The organism is Cupriavidus sp. 2KB_3 (genome assembly GCF_052115685.1).
GTDB lineage: Bacteria > Pseudomonadota > Gammaproteobacteria > Burkholderiales > Burkholderiaceae > Cupriavidus > Cupriavidus campinensis.
The window spans coordinates 198,502-216,084 of sequence record NZ_JBFRHD010000003.1 but is presented as its reverse complement, the minus strand read 5'-3'; the positions used below and the strand labels follow the sequence as shown (position 1 = coordinate 216,084).

17 protein-coding genes are annotated in these 17,583 nt (G+C 69.6%); 10 read left to right on the top strand and 7 right to left on the bottom strand.

Going from position 1 to position 17,583, the window contains the following annotated elements:
- Position 1: 1 nt before the first annotated feature.
- The 3 genes from AB4120_RS04250 to AB4120_RS04240 all read right to left on the bottom strand — a co-directional run bounded on the left by AB4120_RS04250 (position 2) and on the right by AB4120_RS04240 (position 3,223).
- Positions 2 to 979 carry an alpha-ketoacid dehydrogenase subunit beta gene (locus tag AB4120_RS04250; protein WP_092296961.1) on the bottom strand — a complete coding sequence of 326 codons (978 nt, stop codon included), beginning with the start codon at positions 977 to 979 and terminating at the stop codon, positions 2 to 4.
- Positions 972 to 2,072, bottom strand: coding sequence for a pyruvate dehydrogenase (acetyl-transferring) E1 component subunit alpha (gene pdhA, locus AB4120_RS04245; protein WP_441641880.1), 1,101 nt, complete (start codon positions 2,070 to 2,072; stop codon positions 972 to 974). The genes AB4120_RS04250 and pdhA overlap by 8 nt, the downstream gene beginning before the upstream one ends.
- Before the next feature lie 155 nt (positions 2,073 to 2,227).
- Entirely contained in the window at positions 2,228 to 3,223 is a 996-nt protein-coding gene (locus AB4120_RS04240; protein ID WP_149139028.1) for an aliphatic sulfonate ABC transporter substrate-binding protein, read from the bottom strand.
- 232 nt (positions 3,224 to 3,455) lie between these two features.
- Between AB4120_RS04240 and AB4120_RS04235 the strand changes: the two genes are divergently transcribed.
- The 7 genes from AB4120_RS04235 to AB4120_RS04205 all read left to right on the top strand — a co-directional run bounded on the left by AB4120_RS04235 (position 3,456) and on the right by AB4120_RS04205 (position 10,363).
- A complete protein-coding gene (locus AB4120_RS04235) occupies positions 3,456 to 4,325 on the top strand; it encodes a TauD/TfdA dioxygenase family protein (protein WP_149139029.1) in 870 nt (289 codons plus the stop codon).
- Positions 4,326 to 4,365: 40 nt separating this feature from the next.
- A complete protein-coding gene (locus AB4120_RS04230) occupies positions 4,366 to 5,409 on the top strand; it encodes an ABC transporter substrate-binding protein (protein ID WP_187645235.1) in 1,044 nt (347 codons plus the stop codon).
- Position 5,410: 1 nt separating this feature from the next.
- The gene (locus AB4120_RS04225) at positions 5,411 to 6,265 is read left to right on the top strand and encodes an ABC transporter ATP-binding protein (protein ID WP_149139030.1); all 855 of its coding nucleotides are present in this window, start codon (positions 5,411 to 5,413) and stop codon (positions 6,263 to 6,265) included.
- 41 nt (positions 6,266 to 6,306) lie between these two features.
- Positions 6,307 to 7,176, top strand: a complete 870-nt coding sequence (locus AB4120_RS04220) for an ABC transporter permease (RefSeq protein ID WP_149139031.1) — start codon at positions 6,307 to 6,309, stop codon at positions 7,174 to 7,176.
- Positions 7,177 to 7,263: 87 nt separating this feature from the next.
- Positions 7,264 to 8,043 (top strand): class I SAM-dependent methyltransferase, encoded by a 780-nt coding sequence (locus AB4120_RS04215; RefSeq protein WP_149139032.1) that lies wholly within the window; start codon positions 7,264 to 7,266, stop codon positions 8,041 to 8,043.
- A gap of 84 nt (positions 8,044 to 8,127) precedes the next feature.
- Positions 8,128 to 8,913: an IclR family transcriptional regulator gene (locus AB4120_RS04210; protein WP_149139033.1), complete on the top strand. Its 786-nt coding sequence runs from the start codon at positions 8,128 to 8,130 to the stop codon at positions 8,911 to 8,913.
- A 202-nt stretch (positions 8,914 to 9,115) separates the two neighbouring features.
- Positions 9,116 to 10,363, top strand: coding sequence for a GGDEF domain-containing protein (locus tag AB4120_RS04205; RefSeq protein WP_149139034.1), 1,248 nt, complete (start codon positions 9,116 to 9,118; stop codon positions 10,361 to 10,363).
- Positions 10,364 to 10,369: 6 nt separating this feature from the next.
- Here the strand turns inward: AB4120_RS04205 and hutC are convergent, their stop codons facing one another.
- On the bottom strand, positions 10,370 to 11,092 hold the full coding sequence (hutC, locus tag AB4120_RS04200) for a histidine utilization repressor (RefSeq protein WP_144196907.1): 723 nt from the start codon (positions 11,090 to 11,092) through the stop codon (positions 10,370 to 10,372).
- 294 nt (positions 11,093 to 11,386) lie between these two features.
- On the opposite strand from hutC, the gene AB4120_RS04195 reads away from it, so the two are divergent.
- Genes AB4120_RS04195 through AB4120_RS04185 form a run of 3 tightly spaced genes read left to right on the top strand, consistent with a single transcriptional unit; the run spans position 11,387 to position 14,226 of the window.
- Entirely contained in the window at positions 11,387 to 12,382 is a 996-nt protein-coding gene (locus AB4120_RS04195) for a Bug family tripartite tricarboxylate transporter substrate binding protein (protein WP_262389785.1), read from the top strand.
- 10 nt (positions 12,383 to 12,392) lie between these two features.
- The gene (locus tag AB4120_RS04190; protein ID WP_149139036.1) at positions 12,393 to 13,397 is read left to right on the top strand and encodes an ornithine cyclodeaminase family protein; all 1,005 of its coding nucleotides are present in this window, start codon (positions 12,393 to 12,395) and stop codon (positions 13,395 to 13,397) included.
- A gap of 1 nt (position 13,398) precedes the next feature.
- Entirely contained in the window at positions 13,399 to 14,226 is an 828-nt protein-coding gene (locus AB4120_RS04185) for a phosphate/phosphite/phosphonate ABC transporter substrate-binding protein (protein ID WP_149139037.1), read from the top strand.
- 17 nt (positions 14,227 to 14,243) lie between these two features.
- On the opposite strand, the gene AB4120_RS04180 is transcribed toward AB4120_RS04185, so the two are convergent.
- From AB4120_RS04180 to AB4120_RS04170, 3 genes are read right to left on the bottom strand one after another with little or no spacing between them, the layout of a single operon-like run.
- On the bottom strand, positions 14,244 to 15,095 hold the full coding sequence (locus tag AB4120_RS04180) for a citryl-CoA lyase (protein ID WP_441641879.1): 852 nt from the start codon (positions 15,093 to 15,095) through the stop codon (positions 14,244 to 14,246).
- A complete protein-coding gene (locus AB4120_RS04175) occupies positions 15,092 to 16,357 on the bottom strand; it encodes a CaiB/BaiF CoA transferase family protein (RefSeq protein ID WP_149139038.1) in 1,266 nt (421 codons plus the stop codon). Before AB4120_RS04175 ends, AB4120_RS04180 begins: the two co-directional genes overlap by 4 nt.
- A gap of 37 nt (positions 16,358 to 16,394) precedes the next feature.
- A complete protein-coding gene (locus AB4120_RS04170) occupies positions 16,395 to 17,438 on the bottom strand; it encodes a Bug family tripartite tricarboxylate transporter substrate binding protein (protein ID WP_149139039.1) in 1,044 nt (347 codons plus the stop codon).
- Between the last annotated feature and the right edge of the window lie 145 nt (positions 17,439 to 17,583).

Here is a 17,583-nt window from a genome sequence, read left to right as displayed (position 1 = left end):
CCTAGGCCGCCAGCGCGCGCCGCGCGGCATCGACAATCCGCGCCACGGAGGGCAGGTAGCTGTGCTCCAGCCGGGCGAGCGGCACCACGGTGTCGTAGCCGGTTACGCGCTGCACCGGCGCGCTGAGCGAATAGAGGCCAGCATCGGCCAGATTGGCCGCAATCTCCGCGCCGAGCCCCGCCGTGCGCGGTGCCTCGTGCACGATCACGCAGCGGCCGCTCCGCGCCACGGATTCGAGAATGGTGTCCATGTCGAGCGGCTTCAGCGTGGCCACGTCGATCACGGCGGCGCCGATGCCTTCGTCGGCCAGCTGGTCGGCGGCGGCCAGCGTCTCCTGGAGCATCGCGCCCCAGCTCACCAGCGTGAGGTCGGCGCCGTCGCGCAGCGTGAAGCAGGCGTCGAGCGGCAGCGCCTCGCCATCGTCGGGCACTTCCTGCCGGAACAGCCGGTAGAGCCGCGTCGGCTCGAGGAAGATCACCGGGTCCGGGTCGCGGATGGCCGCCAGCAACAGCCCGTAGGCGCGCGCGGGCGAGGACGGCATGACCACGCGGATGCCGGGCATGTGCGCGAACATCGCCTCCGGGCTCTCGGAGTGATGCTCGGGCGCGTGGATGCCGGCTCCGCTGGGCGCGCGCACCACCATCGGACAGCCCAGCCGGCCGCGCGTGCGGTGGCGCATGTGGCCGGCGTGGTTGAGGATGTTGTCGATGGCCGGGTAGATGAAGCCGGCGAACTGGATCTCGGCCACCGGCTTGAGCCCCATCGCCGCCATGCCGATGGCCGCGCCGACGATGCCGCCTTCGGCCAGCGGGGTGTCGATCACGCGCGCCTCGCCAAAGCGGGCTTGCAGGCCCACCGTGGCACGGAACACGCCGCCGTTGACGCCGATGTCCTCGCCCAGCAGTACCACGTCCGGATCGTGCGCCAGCGCATGGGCCAGCGCCAGGTTCACCGCTTCCACCAGATGCAGTTCAGCCATGGTGGGCTCCTGGCTGGTTGGTTTGACCCACCTCGTATTGGCGCGCCATGTCGCGCTGGGCTTCCAGCGCAGCAGGCAGGGTGGCGTAGAGGCAGTCGAACATCGCGCTGGTGTCTGGCGGCGGCAGGGCCAGGTAGGCGTCCACGGCGGCGGCCACGGCCTGCTGACATTCGCGGATCAGCGCCTCCTCCCGGCCCGCGTCCCAGGCGCCCTGCGCGGCGAGGTAGTCGCGCAGCCGTGCGATGGGCTCCTGCGCCCAGGCGGCCTTGACCGCCGCGTCGTCGCGGTAGCGCGAGGCATCGTCGGCCGTGGTGTGATCGCCCAGCCGGTAGGTCACTGCCTCGATCAGCGTGGGGCCGCCGCCGGCCCGGGCGCGCGCGATCGCCTCGCCCACGCGGTGCCGCACTGCGATCACGTCGTTGCCGTCGAGTTGCTCGCCGGGAATGCCGGCGGCGATGGCCTTCTGGGCGAGTGTCTGCGCCGCGGTCTGCTTGCTGCGCGGCATCGAGATTGCCCACTGGTTGTTGTTGACGACGATGACCAGCGGCACGTGCCAGGCGCCGGCGATGTTCATGCCCTCGTAGAAATCGCCCTTGGAGGTGCCGCCGTCCCCGACGATGGTCACCGCCACGCGGGGCTGCCCGCGCAGCTGGAACGCATAGGCCACGCCGGCGCCGTGGCCCACCTGGGTGCCGATCGGCACGCAGTTGCCAAAGTCATGCGGCGCCGCCGCAAAGCCGCTGCCGCGCTCGTCGCCGCCCCAGTACAGCAGGCTCTCGGTCATGGTGACGCCCCGCACAAACTGCGCGGCGTGATCGCGGTAGGACGGCACCAGCACGTCATCCGGCAGCATGGCGGTGGCCACCCCCACGCCGATGGCTTCCTGCCCGAGCGCCGACGCAAACGTGCCGATCTGGCCCGTGCGCTGCATGGCGATGGCCTTGAGGTCGAACTGGCGGGTCAGCACCATGGCGCGATACAGCGGCAGCAGCGCGGCCGGGTCGCGGGCGAAGGAGGGAAGGTCTGGGCTGGCGGTGCCCTGGGCGGAAAGGAAGCGGGTGAAGCCGATCTCGAAGCGCGCAACAGTGTCCATGTGGATGTCCCCGTGTTGGAACCCTGTCAGGTTCGCGGTGCCCTGTGCGGCGCAGCATCTTGTGGACGCTGCTGCCTTCGAGTGTAGGGCACGGATGCGGGGAGCGGGCGTGCGCTGCCGCACGGGGCGGCCGGGGGGGAGAAAACCGAGGGGCCTTACACCGGCTTCCACACCGGCGAGGCCGCTACGGTCACTTTCCTCGGCAGGATGGACTGCGCGGCGAAGGCGTCGGCAATGCGTTGCTGTTCCTCGAGCGAGGCGGCGTCCACGGCCTGTACCTGGTAGGTACGGCGCAGATTGGCGGCCTCCACGGTGGCCGGGTCGAGCCCGATCAGCGGCGCATGCCACGCCGCCGCCGGACCCGGGTTGCGCTTGATCCAGTCGCCTGCGCGGCGCAGCGCGTCATAGACCACGGCCAGCACGTCGGGCCGACGCTTCGCGTACGGCGTGGCGGCCAGATAGAAGCGCCGGTAGCTGGCCAGCTTCGTCCCATCGCGCAGGATGCGGGCATTGGCCTGGCGCTGCACCGCCGCGAGGAACGGGTCCCAGATTACCCAGGCCGCCACGCTGCCGCGCTCGAAGGCGGCGCGGGCATCGGCGGGTGTCAGGTAGGCCGGCTCGATATCGCGCACGGACAGCCCCGCTTCGGCGAGCGCCTCCACCAGCAGGTAGTGCGCCCCCGCGCCCTTGGCAAACGCCACGCGCTGGCCCTTGAGCTGGGCGACGGTGCGGATCGGCGAGTCCTGCCGCACCACGATGGCCTGCGCCGTGGGCGAGGGCGTCTCGATGGCGTAGTAGGTCAGCTGCGCGCCGGCAGCCAGCGCGAACGGCGGCACCGCGTCCGCCACATCGGCGGTGAGGTCGAGGTTGTTGACGTTGAGCGATTCCAGCAGCGGCAGGCCCGAGGTGAACTCGTGCCACTGCACGCTCACCTTCAGCGGGGCGAGGGCTTTCTCCAGCGTCTCGCGCGACTTGAGCCAGATCATCAGCGTGGAGGACTTCTGGTAGCCGATGCGCAGCGTTTCGGGGCCCTCGGCGACATTGGCCGCGTGCGACAGGGTCGACAGCAGCGGGAGCGCGGCGCTCCCCAGGCCGGCCAGGACCAGGCGGCGCCGGGTGGCGTCGCGGGTGGCGTCAGATTCGTGCGACATGGCGGATTTCCTTCGTTCGGGTGGGTGTGTAGCCCGCCAGCCTAGCCGCCAACGCCCCCGCGGCGAACGAAGCTTCCCGCCTTTGCTTATGCGGATTGGCGCCATATGCGGCAACCGCATAACCGCGCGCGATTTGATTCGTTGTTGCGATATCGGCCGCTCTTTACAGTGCATCGCTTGTACACGGTTCCCCCGGTCCCCGGTCCCCCAAGAAGCCGAGAAGCGCATTGCCATGACGACTGCCACCCTCCAGGATTTCGAGATCCGCCCGTTCGACGCCGCGCTGGGCGCGGAAGTGGTCGGGCTGGATCTGAACCAGCCGCTGTCCGCGGCGGACTTCCAGCGCATCCACCGCGCCCATCTGGACCACCACGTGGTGGTCTTCCGCGACCAGCGCATCACCCCCGCGCAGCAGATCGAATTCAGCCGCCGCTTTGGCCCGCTGCAGATCCACGTGCTGCACCAGTTCCAGCTGCCCGGCCATCCCGAGATCCTGATCGTCTCGAACGTGGTGGAGGACGGCAAGCCGATCGGGCTGGGCGATGCCGGCCACTTCTGGCATTCCGACCTCTCCTACAAGGAGAAGCCCAGCCTTGGCTCGCTGCTGCACGCACGGGAGCTGCCGGAGGAGGGCGGCGACACGCTGTTCGCCAACATGCACACCGCCTGGGAGGCGCTGCCCGCCAACCTGCAACGCCGGGTGGAGGGCCTGCACGCCGAGCACACCTACCTGGCCCGCTACGCCGAGCTGCAGGCGCGCAGCCCGTGGCGGCCCAACCTGTCGCCCGAGCAGATCGCCCAGGTGAAGCCGGTGCTCCAGCCCGTGGTGCGCACGCATCCGGAGACGGGCCGCAAGGCGCTGTTCGTCAGCGAGCACTTCACCACGCGCATCGCCGGCCTGCCGGAGGGCGAGAGCCGCGCGCTGCTGGACGAACTGTTCGCCCATAGCGTGAAGCCCGCGCACGTCTACCGCCACCCGTGGCAGCCCAATGACCTCGTCTTCTGGGATAACCGCTCGCTGCTGCATCTGGCCGCCGGCACGCCAGACCACCTGCGCCGGGTGATGTACCGCACCACCATCGAAGGCGATACGCCGTTCTGAGCACGAAACCGAGCCAACCACATCCATCCGGAGCCCCTGCATGTCCCTGTCATTCCTTTCGACGACCCTGAAACGCCGCGCCGCCGCCGCCGTGCTGACCGTACTGATTGGGCAGTGCGCCAGCCTCGCCCTGACCGGCGTGGCGCACGCCGAGGGCCGCCTGCGCATTGCCGAGCAGTTCGGCGTGGTCTACCTGCTGCTGAACGTGGCGCGTGACCAGCAACTGATCGAGAAGCACGGCAAGCAACAGGGCGTGGACGTCAAGGTGGAATGGACCCAGCTCTCGGGTGGCGCCGCCGTCAACGACGCGCTGCTCTCGGGCGCCATCGACATCGCCGGCGCCGGCGTGGGCCCGCTGCTGACGCTGTGGGACCGCACGCACGGCCGGCAGAACGTGCGCGGCGTGGCCTCGCTCGGCAACTTCCCGTACTACCTCGTCAGCAACAATCCCAAGGTGAAGTCGATTGCCGATTTCTCCGACAAGGACCGCATCGCACTGCCGGCCGTCACGGTGTCAGTGCAGTCGCGCGTGCTGCAACTGGCGGCCGCCAGACAGTGGGGCGACAAGGCGTTCAACCGGCTCGACAAATGGACCGTGGCCGTGCCCCACCCGGACGCGGCAGCGGCCATCATCGCCGGCGGCACCGAGATCACCGGCCACTTCGGCAACCCGCCGTTCCAGGAGCAGGAGCTGGCCGGCAACCCCAACGCGCGCATCGTGCTCAGCTCGTACGACGTGCTGGGCGGGCCGAGTTCCGCCACCGTGCTCTACGCCACCGAGACGTTCCGCAACGAGAACCCCAAGACCTACCGCGCCTTTGTCGATGCGCTGGCCGAGGCCGCCCAGTTCGCCACCGCCAACCCGGAGGCCGCCGCCGACCTCTATATCCGCGTGAACAAGGCCAGGATCGACCGCGCGCTGCTGGTCAGGATCCTGCGCAACCCGCAGGTGCAGTTCAAGATCACGCCGCAGAACACCTTCGCGCTGGCCGAGTTCATGCACCGTGTGGGGGCGATCAAGAACCAGCCGAAGTCCTGGCAGGATTACTTCTTCCAGGACCCGGCCACGGCCCAGGGGAGCTGAAATGTCTGAACCGCTGCACGCTGGCGCGCATCTGCGCGTGATTCCGGGCCGGCCCTCGCTGTCCTCGCCGCTGTTGCAGGTGGACGGCGTCTCGCTCGAATACCGCACCGACGCACGCGTGGTGCGCGCCACGCACCGCGTGAGCTTCGACGTGCACGGCGGCGACCGCTTCGTGCTGCTGGGGCCGTCGGGCTGCGGCAAGTCCACGCTGCTCAAGGCCGTGGCCGGCTTCGTGCCGCCGGCCGAGGGCGAGATCCGCCTGGAAGGGCGGCGCGTGGCGGCGCCGGGGCCGGACCGCATCGTCGTGTTCCAGGAGTTCGACCAGCTGCCGCCGTGGAAGACGGTGAAACAGAACGTGATGTTCCCGCTGCGGCGCTCGCGCGGCATGGGCGCCGCCGAGGCCGCCGAGGTGGCCATGCACTTCCTGAACAAGGTGGGGCTGGCGCAGTTTGCCGATGCCTACCCGCACACGCTCTCCGGCGGCATGAAACAGCGCGTGGCGATTGCCCGCGCGCTGGCGATGCGGCCCAAGGTGCTGCTGATGGACGAGCCCTTCGCCGCGCTGGACGCGCTGACCCGGCGCCGCATGCAGGAGGAGCTGCTGGAACTGTGGCACGACGCCGCTTTCACGCTGCTGTTCGTGACCCATTCGATCGAGGAAGCGCTGGTGGTCGGCAACCGCATCCTGCTGCTGTCCCCGCATCCGGGGCGCGTGCGTGCGGAACTCAACAGCCACCAGTTCAGCCTGGCCAGCCAGGGCAGCGCCGATTTCCAGGCCGCCGCGCAGCGCATCCACCAGATGCTGTTCGATCAGCCAGCGGAGACCGCCAGCGCGCGGGGCAGGGCGCACGCGTAGGGTCCCAGCGAACCAGGCCCAGCGAACATTTTCGACCGATCATGACCACCCTCGACACCCCCATCCGCCCTGAATACGAACTGGCGCCCGAGCCGTTCACCGCCGTGCCGCTGTCGCGGCCGCTGCCCTTTCATCGCCGCCTCTGGCAGCAGGGCTGGGTGCGCAAGGCGGTAATCCTGCTGGCGCTGGCGGTGCTCTGGGAAATCCTCGCCCGTATCCAGGACAACGACCTGCTGCTGCCGACGTTCCTCGCCACGGCGCGGGCGTTTGCCGAAGGCATCGCCAATGGCGAGTTGCCGGGCAAGGCGGCGGTGTCGCTGTCGGTGCTGGTGCAGGGCTACGCGGCGGGCATCGCGCTGGCCTTCATGCTGACCACGCTGGCCGTTTCCACCCGGCTGGGGCGCGACCTGCTCGACACGCTGACCGCCATGTTCAACCCGCTGCCGGCCATCGCGCTGCTGCCGCTGGCGCTGCTCTGGTTCGGCCTGGGCAGCAAGAGCCTGATCTTCGTGCTGATCCACTCGGTGCTGTGGCCGCTGGCGCTGAACACCTACGCGGGCTTTCGCGGCGTGCCCGAGACCCTGCGCATGGCCGGGCGTAACTACGGGCTGCGCGGCCTGCGCTACGTGGTGCTGATCCTGCTGCCGGCGGCGCTGCCGGCCGTGCTCTCCGGGCTCAAGATCGGCTGGGCCTTTGCCTGGCGTACGCTGATTGCGGCGGAACTGGTGTTCGGCGCCTCGTCGGGCAAGGGCGGGCTGGGCTGGTACATCTTCCAGAACCGCAACGAGCTGTACACGGACCGCGTGTTCGCGGGCCTCGCCACGGTGATCCTGATCGGGCTGGCGGTGGAGGGGCTGGTCTTCACCACGCTGGAGCGCGTGACGGTGCGGCGCTGGGGCATGCAGCACTAAGGAAGAGGAAAAGGAGTAGGGAGGGGCGCCCGGTTGCCCGGCGGCGAGGGGCGGAGTAAGGTACGTGATCCCGTCCGGAGCCCCCTCATGACAGCCATCCACAGCGCCATCCACAGCGCCGCCGCCCAGGGTTTTGCCGCCCAGGCCGATACCTACGCCCGTGGGCGTCCCGAATATCCCGCCGAACTGACGCACTGGCTGCGCGACACCCTGGGGCTCGCCCCGGGCAGGTCGGTGGTCGACCTCGGCGCCGGCACCGGCAAGTTCACCCGCCTGCTGGCCGCCACCGGCGCCAGCGTGGTGGCCGTGGAGCCGGTGGCCGAGATGCGCGCCCAGCTGGCCGCCAAGCTGCCAGACGCCACCGTGCTGGCCGGCACCGCCGAAGCCATCCCGCTGCCCGACGCCAGCGTGGACGCCGTGGTTTGCGCCCAGGCGTTTCACTGGTTCGCCAACCCCGCCGCCATGGCCGAGATCCGCCGCGTGCTGCGCCCCGGCGGCAAGCTCGGGCTGGTGTGGAACGTGCGCGATGAATCGGTCGACTGGGTGGCCCGGCTCACGGCCATCATGACCCCGTTCGAAGGGGATGCGCCGCGCTACTACCGGGGCGACTGGAAGCGGGTCTTTCCCGCCGAGGGCTTCGGGCCGCTGCGCCTGACGGAATTCCCCTACACCCACACCGGCGCGCCCGAGCAGGTCATCGTGGACCGCGTGATGTCGGTCAGCTTCATCGCCTCGCTGCCCCCGGCGCAGCAGGACGCGGTGCGCGCCCAGCTGCACGAGGTCATCGCCACCGACCCGGCGCTGCGCGGCCAGGCGGTGGTGGCATTCCCCTACACCACGGCTGCCTATTGCTGCGAACGGGGCTGAGAGGCCCGGCCCGGGCGGATTGACAAGCCACGGGCCGTTCTATACGGTGGACGCCCATTCCAACCGGCTGCCCGCCGTCCCGCCATGCCACGTAAAGCCGCCCAACTCTCCGAAGCCGACAAGCATGGTGCCGTAGGCGGCGCCGTGGCCGTGGACCGGGCGCTGTTCGTGCTCTCGGTGTTCCGGGAAGGGGACACCGCGCTGGGCCTGGCCGAACTGGCGCACCGCAGCGGTCTATATAAGAGCACGCTGCTGCGGCTGCTGGCCTCGCTGGAGCATGCCCGGCTGGTGCAGCGGCAGGCCGATGGCCGCTACGGGCTCGGCCCGGAAGTCGCCCGGCTCAACGCGGTCTACGCGGCGTCTTTCTCGCTGGAACAGGTGGTGATGCCCGCGTTGCGTGAGCTGGTGCGCGACACGCGGGAGTCCGCCGCCTTCCACGTGGAGCAGGGCGAGCACCGCCTGTGCCTCTATCGCGTGGATTCCCCCCAGCCTGTGCGCGATCACATCCGCGCCGGCGATCTCCTGCCGCGCAACCGTGGCGCCGGTGGCCGCGTGCTGCGGGCCTTCTCGGGCGCACGGGGCGAGATCTACCAGCGCATCCGCGAGGAAGGGGTGATTGCCATGGTGGGCGACCGCAGCCCGGACATCGCCGGCGTCTCCGCGCCGGTGTTCGGCCCGGCCGGCGAACTGAAGGGGGCGCTGACGCTAACCTGCCCGACCCCGCGTTTCTCGGAAGCCTTTCGCGACCAGGTGCTCGCCGCTGCGCGCCAGCTTACGGCGGCGCTTGGCGGCACCTTCCCGGAAGTCCAGCCGGCGCCCGCCACCCCGGTGGTTCCCGCAGGGCAGAACGACCTGTCTGACGAAGACTGATCCGCACGGATTTCCGTAGTAATTTCAAAACGTTGCGTGCGCGCTAACCCGGCTTAACGGGGGTGCCGCCGCAAGCCATGCACGGGCTATGATGCGCCTCTCCGGTCGCAATTCCCGTTATCTGCGGGCATCCTGCGGCCAGGATCAGGGTAAACCGCAATAACGGCAGCCGCCCCCGGTAGCTTTAGAGGATGTTGAATCCGTGCACCTGGCCCAGCAGACCATTCTGGTCGTCATGATGGTGGTGTTCTCCAGCACGCTGGTGATGGCGGCGGGGCTCGTGCTCGCGCTGCGCGCCAACGAGGCCGGACGGCTGTGGGCGAGCGGCCATGTCATCGCCTCCGGCGCCGGGCTGGTCGTGGCGGCCAGCGTGGGCGCCGGGTCGCTCCAGCTGGGCGCGCTTGGCGCGGGGGCCTATATCGTCGGCCGGCTGGCCATCTACCGCGGCGTGCGGGTCTATTACGGCCTGCCCGAGCGCGCCAACCTGCTGCGCGCCACCGGCGCCGTGGTGATGGTCCTGATGGTGCTGATGAGCGGGCTGGCGGACGGCCCGATGCTGATCCACGCCATCGGCTACGGCGTGCTGGCCATGACCTCGTTCACCACCCTCATTACCCTGCTGCGTAGCGCGCGCGGCCGCACCAGCATCGGCGGGCCGCTGGTGCTGGCCTCCCATCTGGTGCTGCTGGGCTCGCAAGTGGCGGCCCTGGGGCAGGCGGCCTCGTTCCACAACCATGTGATGGTGCCGTTCTTCGCCCAGACCGCGTCGTCGGTCTGGCCGCTCGCGCCGCTGGTGGCGGTGCTGCTGGGCCTGTTCGGCTTCAGCCTGATGGCGATGGAGCAGATCATCGCCCGCAACGAGAGCGGGGCGCGGCTCGATGCGCTGACCGGCCTGCTGAACCGGGGCGCGCTGGACATGACCGCCATGGGCCTGGTGGCGCGCTGGCAGCGCGAGGGCGATGCGCTGTCCTGCCTCGTCATCGACGTGGACCACTTCAAGCAGGTCAACGACACCCACGGGCACCATGCCGGCGACAACGTGCTGCGCGAGATTGCCGCCGCGCTGGACAACTCGCGCCGCGCCTCGGACATCGCCGCACGCTACGGTGGCGAGGAATTCTGCATCCTCTGCCCGCACACGGACGAACACCAGGCCACGGCGCTGGCCAACCGTATCCTGCGCAAGGTACGCGCGATCGAGCTGCCGGGGCGGGGCGGGCATGCCAGCGTCAGCATCGGCGTGGCGCAGCTGCACGGCGGCGCCGCGAGCCGCGAGTCGCTGTGGCGCAACCTGTTTTCCGAAGCCGACCGCGCGCTCTACATGGCCAAGCAGCGGGGCCGCGACCAGTTCGTGCTGGGGTCGAGCATGGTGATCGACGAGAAGCCGGAAGCGCAGGACGAAGCGCAAGACGGCGCGCCAGCGTCGATGGACTGCGCCACCGCCGCCTAGGCCGGCTTACCCCAGTGCCCCCCCGAAGCGATATCGCTTGCCCGGGTGCCACAGCACCACCAGCGAAGCCACCGCATCGCGCGAGAACGTGCGCCGGCGCAGTACCAGCGCCGGCTCCGCCTCGCCAATGGCCAGCATCTCCGCCACCTCGGCCGTGGGTAGCTGCGCCTCGATCTGGTACTCGGCGCGCTGTAGCGGCGCCACCCGCATCAGGTGCTCGTTGGGCGTGACCGCGCCAAAGTCGATCTCCATATAGCCCGGCGCCAGCGCCGGATTGACCCAGCGGTCTTCCACCTGGATCGGCGCGTCGTTCTCGTAGTGCAGGATTACCGAATGGAACAGCATGCTGCGCTCGGCCACGCCGAACTGCGTGGCCAGCATCCGCGTGGCGCGCTGGCGCTCCAGCCGGAACAGCGCACTGCGGTGGCGGTGGCCGCGCGCGCGGATCTCCTCGGCAATGCTGCGGATCTCCACCACGGTGGCCTGGTAGCGCTGCGGCGCCACGAAGGTGCCGGCGCCCTTGCGTCGCACCAGCACCTGCTCCGCCTCCAGCTCGTTGAGCGCGCGGTTCACGGTCATGCGCGAGACGCCGAACTGGGCGGCGAGCCGCAGTTCGGGTGGGATGGCGTCCCCCTCGCCCCAGGTGCCGGCCTCGATCTCCCCCTGCACATAGTCCTTGATGCGCTGGAAGGCGGGCGTCGGCGTGGCCGACGAGGGGGTCGATGACATGCAGGCTCCTGGCTCTCTGTAATGGTGCGCGCGGTCCGCTTCGGTGAAATGCGGCGCCGGCCACCCCTGGCGATGCCCGCGCATTGTGCCGCATCGCACCAACGGTGTGCCACAGCGGGGCGCAACGCGGGGATTGCGCCGCTTATGCGGAAACCGCTTTTCGATCTGCAAAAAGTTGTCTATACAGTATCAGACAGGATCGATAAGATCAGTCTATACAAGCTGCCGCCGAAGACAAGCCGGAAGCGCTGTCACGGCGACGGTATCGAGATCGCAAAGCACGGGGAGCCCGCAGTGAATCGTCATCTTTTCAGGCTGGCAGCGGCATGGCTGCTGCCGGTAGCGCTGTCGTGGGCGGCGCCAGCCAGCGCACAGCCGGACACCTATTCGACCTATCCGGCCAAGCCGGTGCGGATCATCGTGCCATTCGCCGCCGGCGGCGTGGCGGACGCGCTGCCGCGCCTGATCGGCCAGAAGCTGGGCGAGAAGTGGGGCAAATCCATCGTGGTGGACAACAAGCCCGGCGCTGCCGGCAATATCGGCATGGAGGCCGTGGCCCGCGCCGCGCCGGACGGCTACACGCTGGGGCTGGCCCCGGCCGGCAACCTGACCGTGAACCCCATCCTGTTCCCGAAACTCGGCTATGAGACGCGCGACTTCGTGCCGGTGACCATGCTCGCGGCATCGCCGAACGTATTGGTGGTGAATCCGGCCGTTCACGCCCGTTCGCTGAAGGAGCTGGTCAGCTACGCCAGGGCCCATCCGGGCGAACTCAATTTCTCCTCGCCGGGCAACGGCAGCGGCGCGCATCTGGCGGGCGAGCTGCTGAACCTGGAGGCCGGCATCAAGACGGTTCACGTGCCCTACAACGGCATGGCGCCCGCGCTCAATGACGTGCTGGCCGGGCAGGTGCAGATGATGTTCGGGGGCATTTCCACGGTGTTGCAGCACATCCGCACCGGCAAGCTGGTGCCGCTGGCCGTGGCCAGCCCGCGCCGCCTGCCACAGCTGCCGAACGTGCCAACCGTGGCGGAATCGGGCTATCCGGGCTTCGACGTGACCTCCTGGTACGGGCTGGTGGCGCCCAAGGGCACGCCGGACGCCATCGTGCAGAAATGGCAGGCCGACGTGGCCGCCGTGCTGCGTCAGCCCGACGTGCGCGAAAAACTCGACGCGCTGGGCCTGGAGCCGGTCGGCAACAGCGCGCAGGCGTTCGGCGGCACCATCGCCGCCGAGACGCTCAAGTGGCGCGCCATCGTGCACCGCGCCAACATTCCCCCGATGCAGTAAGGAGACCACCGTGAAAGAGCTGTACCTGACCTACCTGAACGGGCCGGACGTGGCCGCACTGGCGCTGACCGATGCCGAGATCCTGGCGGCGGTGGAAGGCGCGCTGGCCGCGCAGGGCCGCCGCGAGACCGTGATCGAGCCGCGCGTGCACCTGGTGCCGGAGTCGTCGGACAAGGGCCATTTCAACGTGCTGCGCGGCTTTATCAAGCCGCTGCACGTGGCCGGGGTGAAGGTGGTTTCGGACTATGTCGATAACTACAAGCAGGGCCTGCCCTCGGAAATGGCACTGCTGAACCTGTTCGACCCGGACAACGGCGTGCCGCTGGCCGTGATCGATGCCACCGCCATCACCGACATGCGCACCGGCGCCGTGACGGCGCTCGGCGCCCGGCATCTGGCGCGCAAGGGCAGCAAGATCCTCGGCCACGTGGGGGCACGCGGGACTTCGTACTGGAACGTGCGGCTGCTCGATTCGATCTTCGATTTCGACGAAATCCGCGTCCATTCGCGCCGGCCCGAGAGCCGCGACGCCTTTGCCTCGCGGCTGACGCGCGACCTCGGCAAGCCGGTAATCGTGACCGACGACTGGGAGTCCTGCGTGCGCGGCGCGGACATCATCGTGGAAGCCTCCCGCCTGCCTGCGCCCACGCCGATGCTGCTGACCGAATGGATCAAGCCCGGCGCGCTGGTGATTCCGTACGGCACGATGAGCGCGGTGGAGCTGTCCCTGACCGACATCATGAGCAAGATGGTGGTGGACGACTGGGGCCAGTGCCGCAAGGGGCTGCCGTTCGGCGCGCTGCGCCAGCACGTGGACAGCGGGCGGCTGAACGAGGAAAACCTTCACGCCGAGCTGGGCCAGATCGTGGCAGGGCTGAAGCCGGGCCGCGAGCGTGACGACGAGACCATCCTGTTCTGGCACCGCGGGCTGTCCACCACCGACATCGCGCTTGGCCATGCCATGCTGACCAAGGCGCGGGCGCTGGGGCTCGGCCAGACGCTGCGGTTTGCCTGAGATGGCGCACGGCGTTGCCTCGACGCGCATGTACAACGCCACGCCGGCGGTGGCTGAGGCATGGCAGCGGCTGTTCGCGCAGGTTTTTGCCGATCTGGACTGGCCGGTGCGCGTGATTCCGCACGCCTGGCCGGCCTCCCTGAAGGCGCTGTGGCAGCGGCGCGACCTCGTGTGCGGCTTCATGTGCGGGCTGCCGTTCGCCGAGCACGTGGCGCCCGTGGTGCCGCTGGTGGCACCGGTGCCGGCGGTGGCGGCCTACGAGGGGCTGCCGCGCTACCGGAGCGAGCTGCTGGTGCGGCGCGAATGCGGCTGGCGCAGCCTGCCCGATACCTTCGGGCAGCGCTTTGGCTGGATGGTGCCGCATTCGCAGTCGGGCTATCAGGCGGCGCGGCTGCTGCTGGCTCCATATGCGAGGGAGGCCGGGGAGGCCGGGGAGGCCGGCCGGGCGCTGTACGCGGCCTCGGTCGGCCCGCTGGACACACCGCCGCGCGTGCTGAAGGCGCTGCAAGGGCGGCAGATCGACGTGACTGCCCTCGACAGCTATTTTCTCGAACTCGTACGAAAGCATGAGCCGGCGTGGCTGGCCGGGCTGGACACCATCGCGGTCACGCCTTGGACGCCGATCCCGCTACTGGTAGCCGCCGAGAGCCTGCCGGCGCCGGACCGGGCCCGGCTGGTGGACAAGCTTTGCAGCCTGCACGAGGATGCCCGCTACGCCGGGTTGCTTGAGGCGGTGGTGGTGCAGCGCTTCGTCGTGCCAGACGTGCCGGCGTACGACAGCCTGCCGCTGGCGGCGGCAGGGGAGACGCACTATCCGGAGATCCGCTGAGGCGGCTTCCTGGCTTATTACGCGCCCGGCACGTCGCGCTGCGGCACGCCGTCGTACGTCCAGATGAACTGGCGGGGGATGGGGCCCTTGTTGCGGCCGCCTTGCTGGGTTTGTTCCCAGGCGTGGGAGAGGATGCCGACCGAGCGCGACAGGCAGAACAGGCCGCGCGCGAGCGGGGCCGGGAAGCCCAGTTCGGCGTAGATCACTGCCGTGGCGCCGTCGATATTCATCGGAATCGGCTTCTCCCGGCCCGCGCCGAGCGCCTGCTCCACCGCGCGGGCGATGCCCGCGTAGCGTCCGGAGACCACGCCGGCAGCCGCCGCCTGGTCCACCAGCGCAAGCAGGCGCGGGGCGCGCGGATCGAGCGGATGGAAGCGGTGCCCGAAGCCCGACACGAACTTGCCGCGCAGCTCCCGGTAGGCTTGCAGCGCCGCCGCCACGGCGTCTTCACGCGTGGCGCCGGCATCTTCGCGCAGCGCTACGTCCTGATACAGCTCCACCGCCTGCTCGCCGGCGCCGCCGTGCACGTCGCCCAGCACGTTCACGGCCGACGCCATCGCGTTGTTCAGCCCCACGCCGCAGGTTGCAGCCATGCGCGCAATCGCGATGCTCGGCGCCTGCGGGCCATGGTCCACCGCCGCCATCAGCGCGGCGTCGAGCAATTCGCCCTGGCCCGGCCCCGGCAGCTCGCCGCGCAGCATCAGCCAGATCATCTGGGCGAACGAGACATTGCCGATCAGCTGTTCGATCGGGTAGCCGCGATAGCGGATCTCGCCCGGCTTCATGTCGATGATTTCGGTATGCCACCAGTCCTGCGAGGCCTGCTGGCCGGCGTCGATGGCGGGTGGCGTGGATGTCTTGTCGCTCATAGCGCGCGCTCCTGTTTCAGGGTGTCGATGTCGGCGTCGGCGTAGCCGAGTTCGACGAGGATGTCGCGGGTGTGCTGGCCCAGTTCGGGCGGCGGGGTATCCACGGCGGGCGCCTGCCCGTTGACCTTGAAGCCGGTGCGCACCAGCCGGATGTCGCGGCCCACGCCGGGCACATCGGGGAAATGGCCGACCATGCCGCGGTCACGCACCTGCGGATGGGCGAGGGTGTCCGGCACGTTAAGCACCGGCCCGGCCGGCACGCCGGCCTCGTTCAGCCGTTGCCACCAGACCGTGGCGGGCTCGCGGGCGAGTTCCGCTTCCAGCGCCTCCGTCAGCGCGCGGCGGTTGGCCAGGCGCGCCTGGCGCTGCGCGAAGCGCGCATCGGTGGCCAGCTCGGGGCGGCCCAGCGCGCGGCACACGGCTTCGAACTGCTCCTGCTTGTTCGCGGCGATGTTGAGCAGGCCGTCGCCGGTGCGGAAGGTGCCGGACGGGCTGGCCGTCATGTTCTCGTTGCCCATCGGCGAGGGCGCCTTGCCGGCGATCAGGTGGTTGGAGACCACCCAGCCCATCGTGGCGAGCGTGGCTTCCAGCATCGACACATCGAGGAAATAGCCCTCGGTGCGCGTGGTGTCCGCCAGCGACGCCGCGATGGCGAAGGCCGCCGTGATGCCGCCGATGGTGTCGGAGACCGGATAGCCCACGCGGTACGGCGCGGTTTCGGGGTCGCCGGTGATGCTCATCACGCCCGACATGCCCTGGATGATCTGGTCGTAGGCGGGCAGGTCCGAGAGCGGGCCGTCCTGGCCGAAGCCCGAGATCGCGCAGTAGATCAGGCGCGGATTGACGGCCTTCAGGTCTTCATGGCCGAGGCCGAGCCGCTTCATCACGCCGGGCCGGAAGTTCTCGACCAGCACATCGGCGCTGGCCACGAGCTTGCGGAACACCTCTTTGCCGCGCGCGTGCTTGAGGTTGAGCGTGATCGAGCGCTTGCCCGGGTTCTGGGCGAGGAACGACACGCCCATCAGGCGCTGGTTCAGGTCGGCATCGGCGCCAAGCTGGCGCGCGAGGTCGCCGGTGCCGGGCGTCTCCACCTTGATCACCTCCGCGCCCATATGCGCCAGCTGATGGCAGCAGAACGGACCGGCCAGCACGTTGGTGAGGTCGAGCACGCGGATGTTGCGGAGCGGCTTGACGGGTTGCGGTTGCGGCTGCGGTTGCGGTTGCGATTGCGGTTGCGATTGCGGGTGCGGGTGCGGTTGCATGACGGGTCCTGCCTGGGGAAAGAATGACTCAGCCGAATTACTCGGCCTTGGCGCCGGATTCACGCACGATGGTGCCCCAGCGCGTGTTCTCGGCCTTGATGGCGGTGGCCAAGTCGGCGGGGCTGCCGCCGCGCGGCTCGCTGCCTTCCTCGCGCAGCTTGGCCACGGTGTCCGGGTCCTTCAGCGCCTTGTTCACCTCGGCGTTGAGGCGCTGCACCACCTCGGCGGGCGTGCCGGCGGGCGCCACGAGGGCCTTCCAGTCCTCGGCCTGGAAACCGGCGTAGCCCTGTTCCGCCACGGTGGGCACGTTGGGCAGCAGCGGCAGGCGCTTGGCGGAGGTCACGGCCAGCGCGCGCAGCTTGCCGGCCTTGAGCATCGGCAGGGCAATGGGCGGCGTGGCGAAGTAGAAGTCGGTCTGGCCACCCATCAGGTCGGTCAGCGCCGGGGAGGCGCCCTTATACGGCACGTGCAGCGCCTTGATGCCGGCGCGGCGCTGGAACATCTCGCCGGTCAGGTGGCCCACCGTGCCGGTGCCGGCGGACGCCATCGACAACTGCTTGGCCTTGCCTGCCGCCACCAGATCGGCCAGCGTCTTGAACGGCGCATCCTGCCGCACGATCACCACCACCGGCTGGGCGGATACCAGCACCACGGGCGTGAAATCCTTCACGGCGTCGTACGGCATCTTGGGATAGAGCGACGGATTGATGGCGAGGTTGGCGGTCTGGCCCATGCCCACCGTATAGCCGTCCGCGCGGGCCTTGGCCACCGTGTCCAGCCCGATATTGCCGCCGGCGCCGGCGCGGTTCTCGACCACCACGGTCCAGTGGGTGGCCGCCCCGACCTTGTTGAAGACGAGGCGCGACAGCACATCCGTGCCGCCAGCCGGCGGAAACGGCACCACCAGCCGCACGGGCTGGCTGGGCCAGGCATCGGCGGCCTGTGCGGCAGGGGCGCTGGTCAGCAGCGGCGCCGCCAGCAGGGCGGCCACCAGCGCGCAGGCCGGCAATGTAGGGCGGGAAGGAAGGTGGGAAGGAAGGCGGGAAGGAAGGCGGGAACGGATCGGGGCGGAACGGAACATGCGGGTGTCTCCTGCGGTTTTCGTGTGTCCGGATGTGCTCTAAATAAGTTCTGTAAGATAGAACATCGATCTTAAAGAAGGAACACGCGAAGGATAGGAGGACGCGGCGGGCGGTGTCAAGTCGGCATTGACGAGGGGGTGGGCA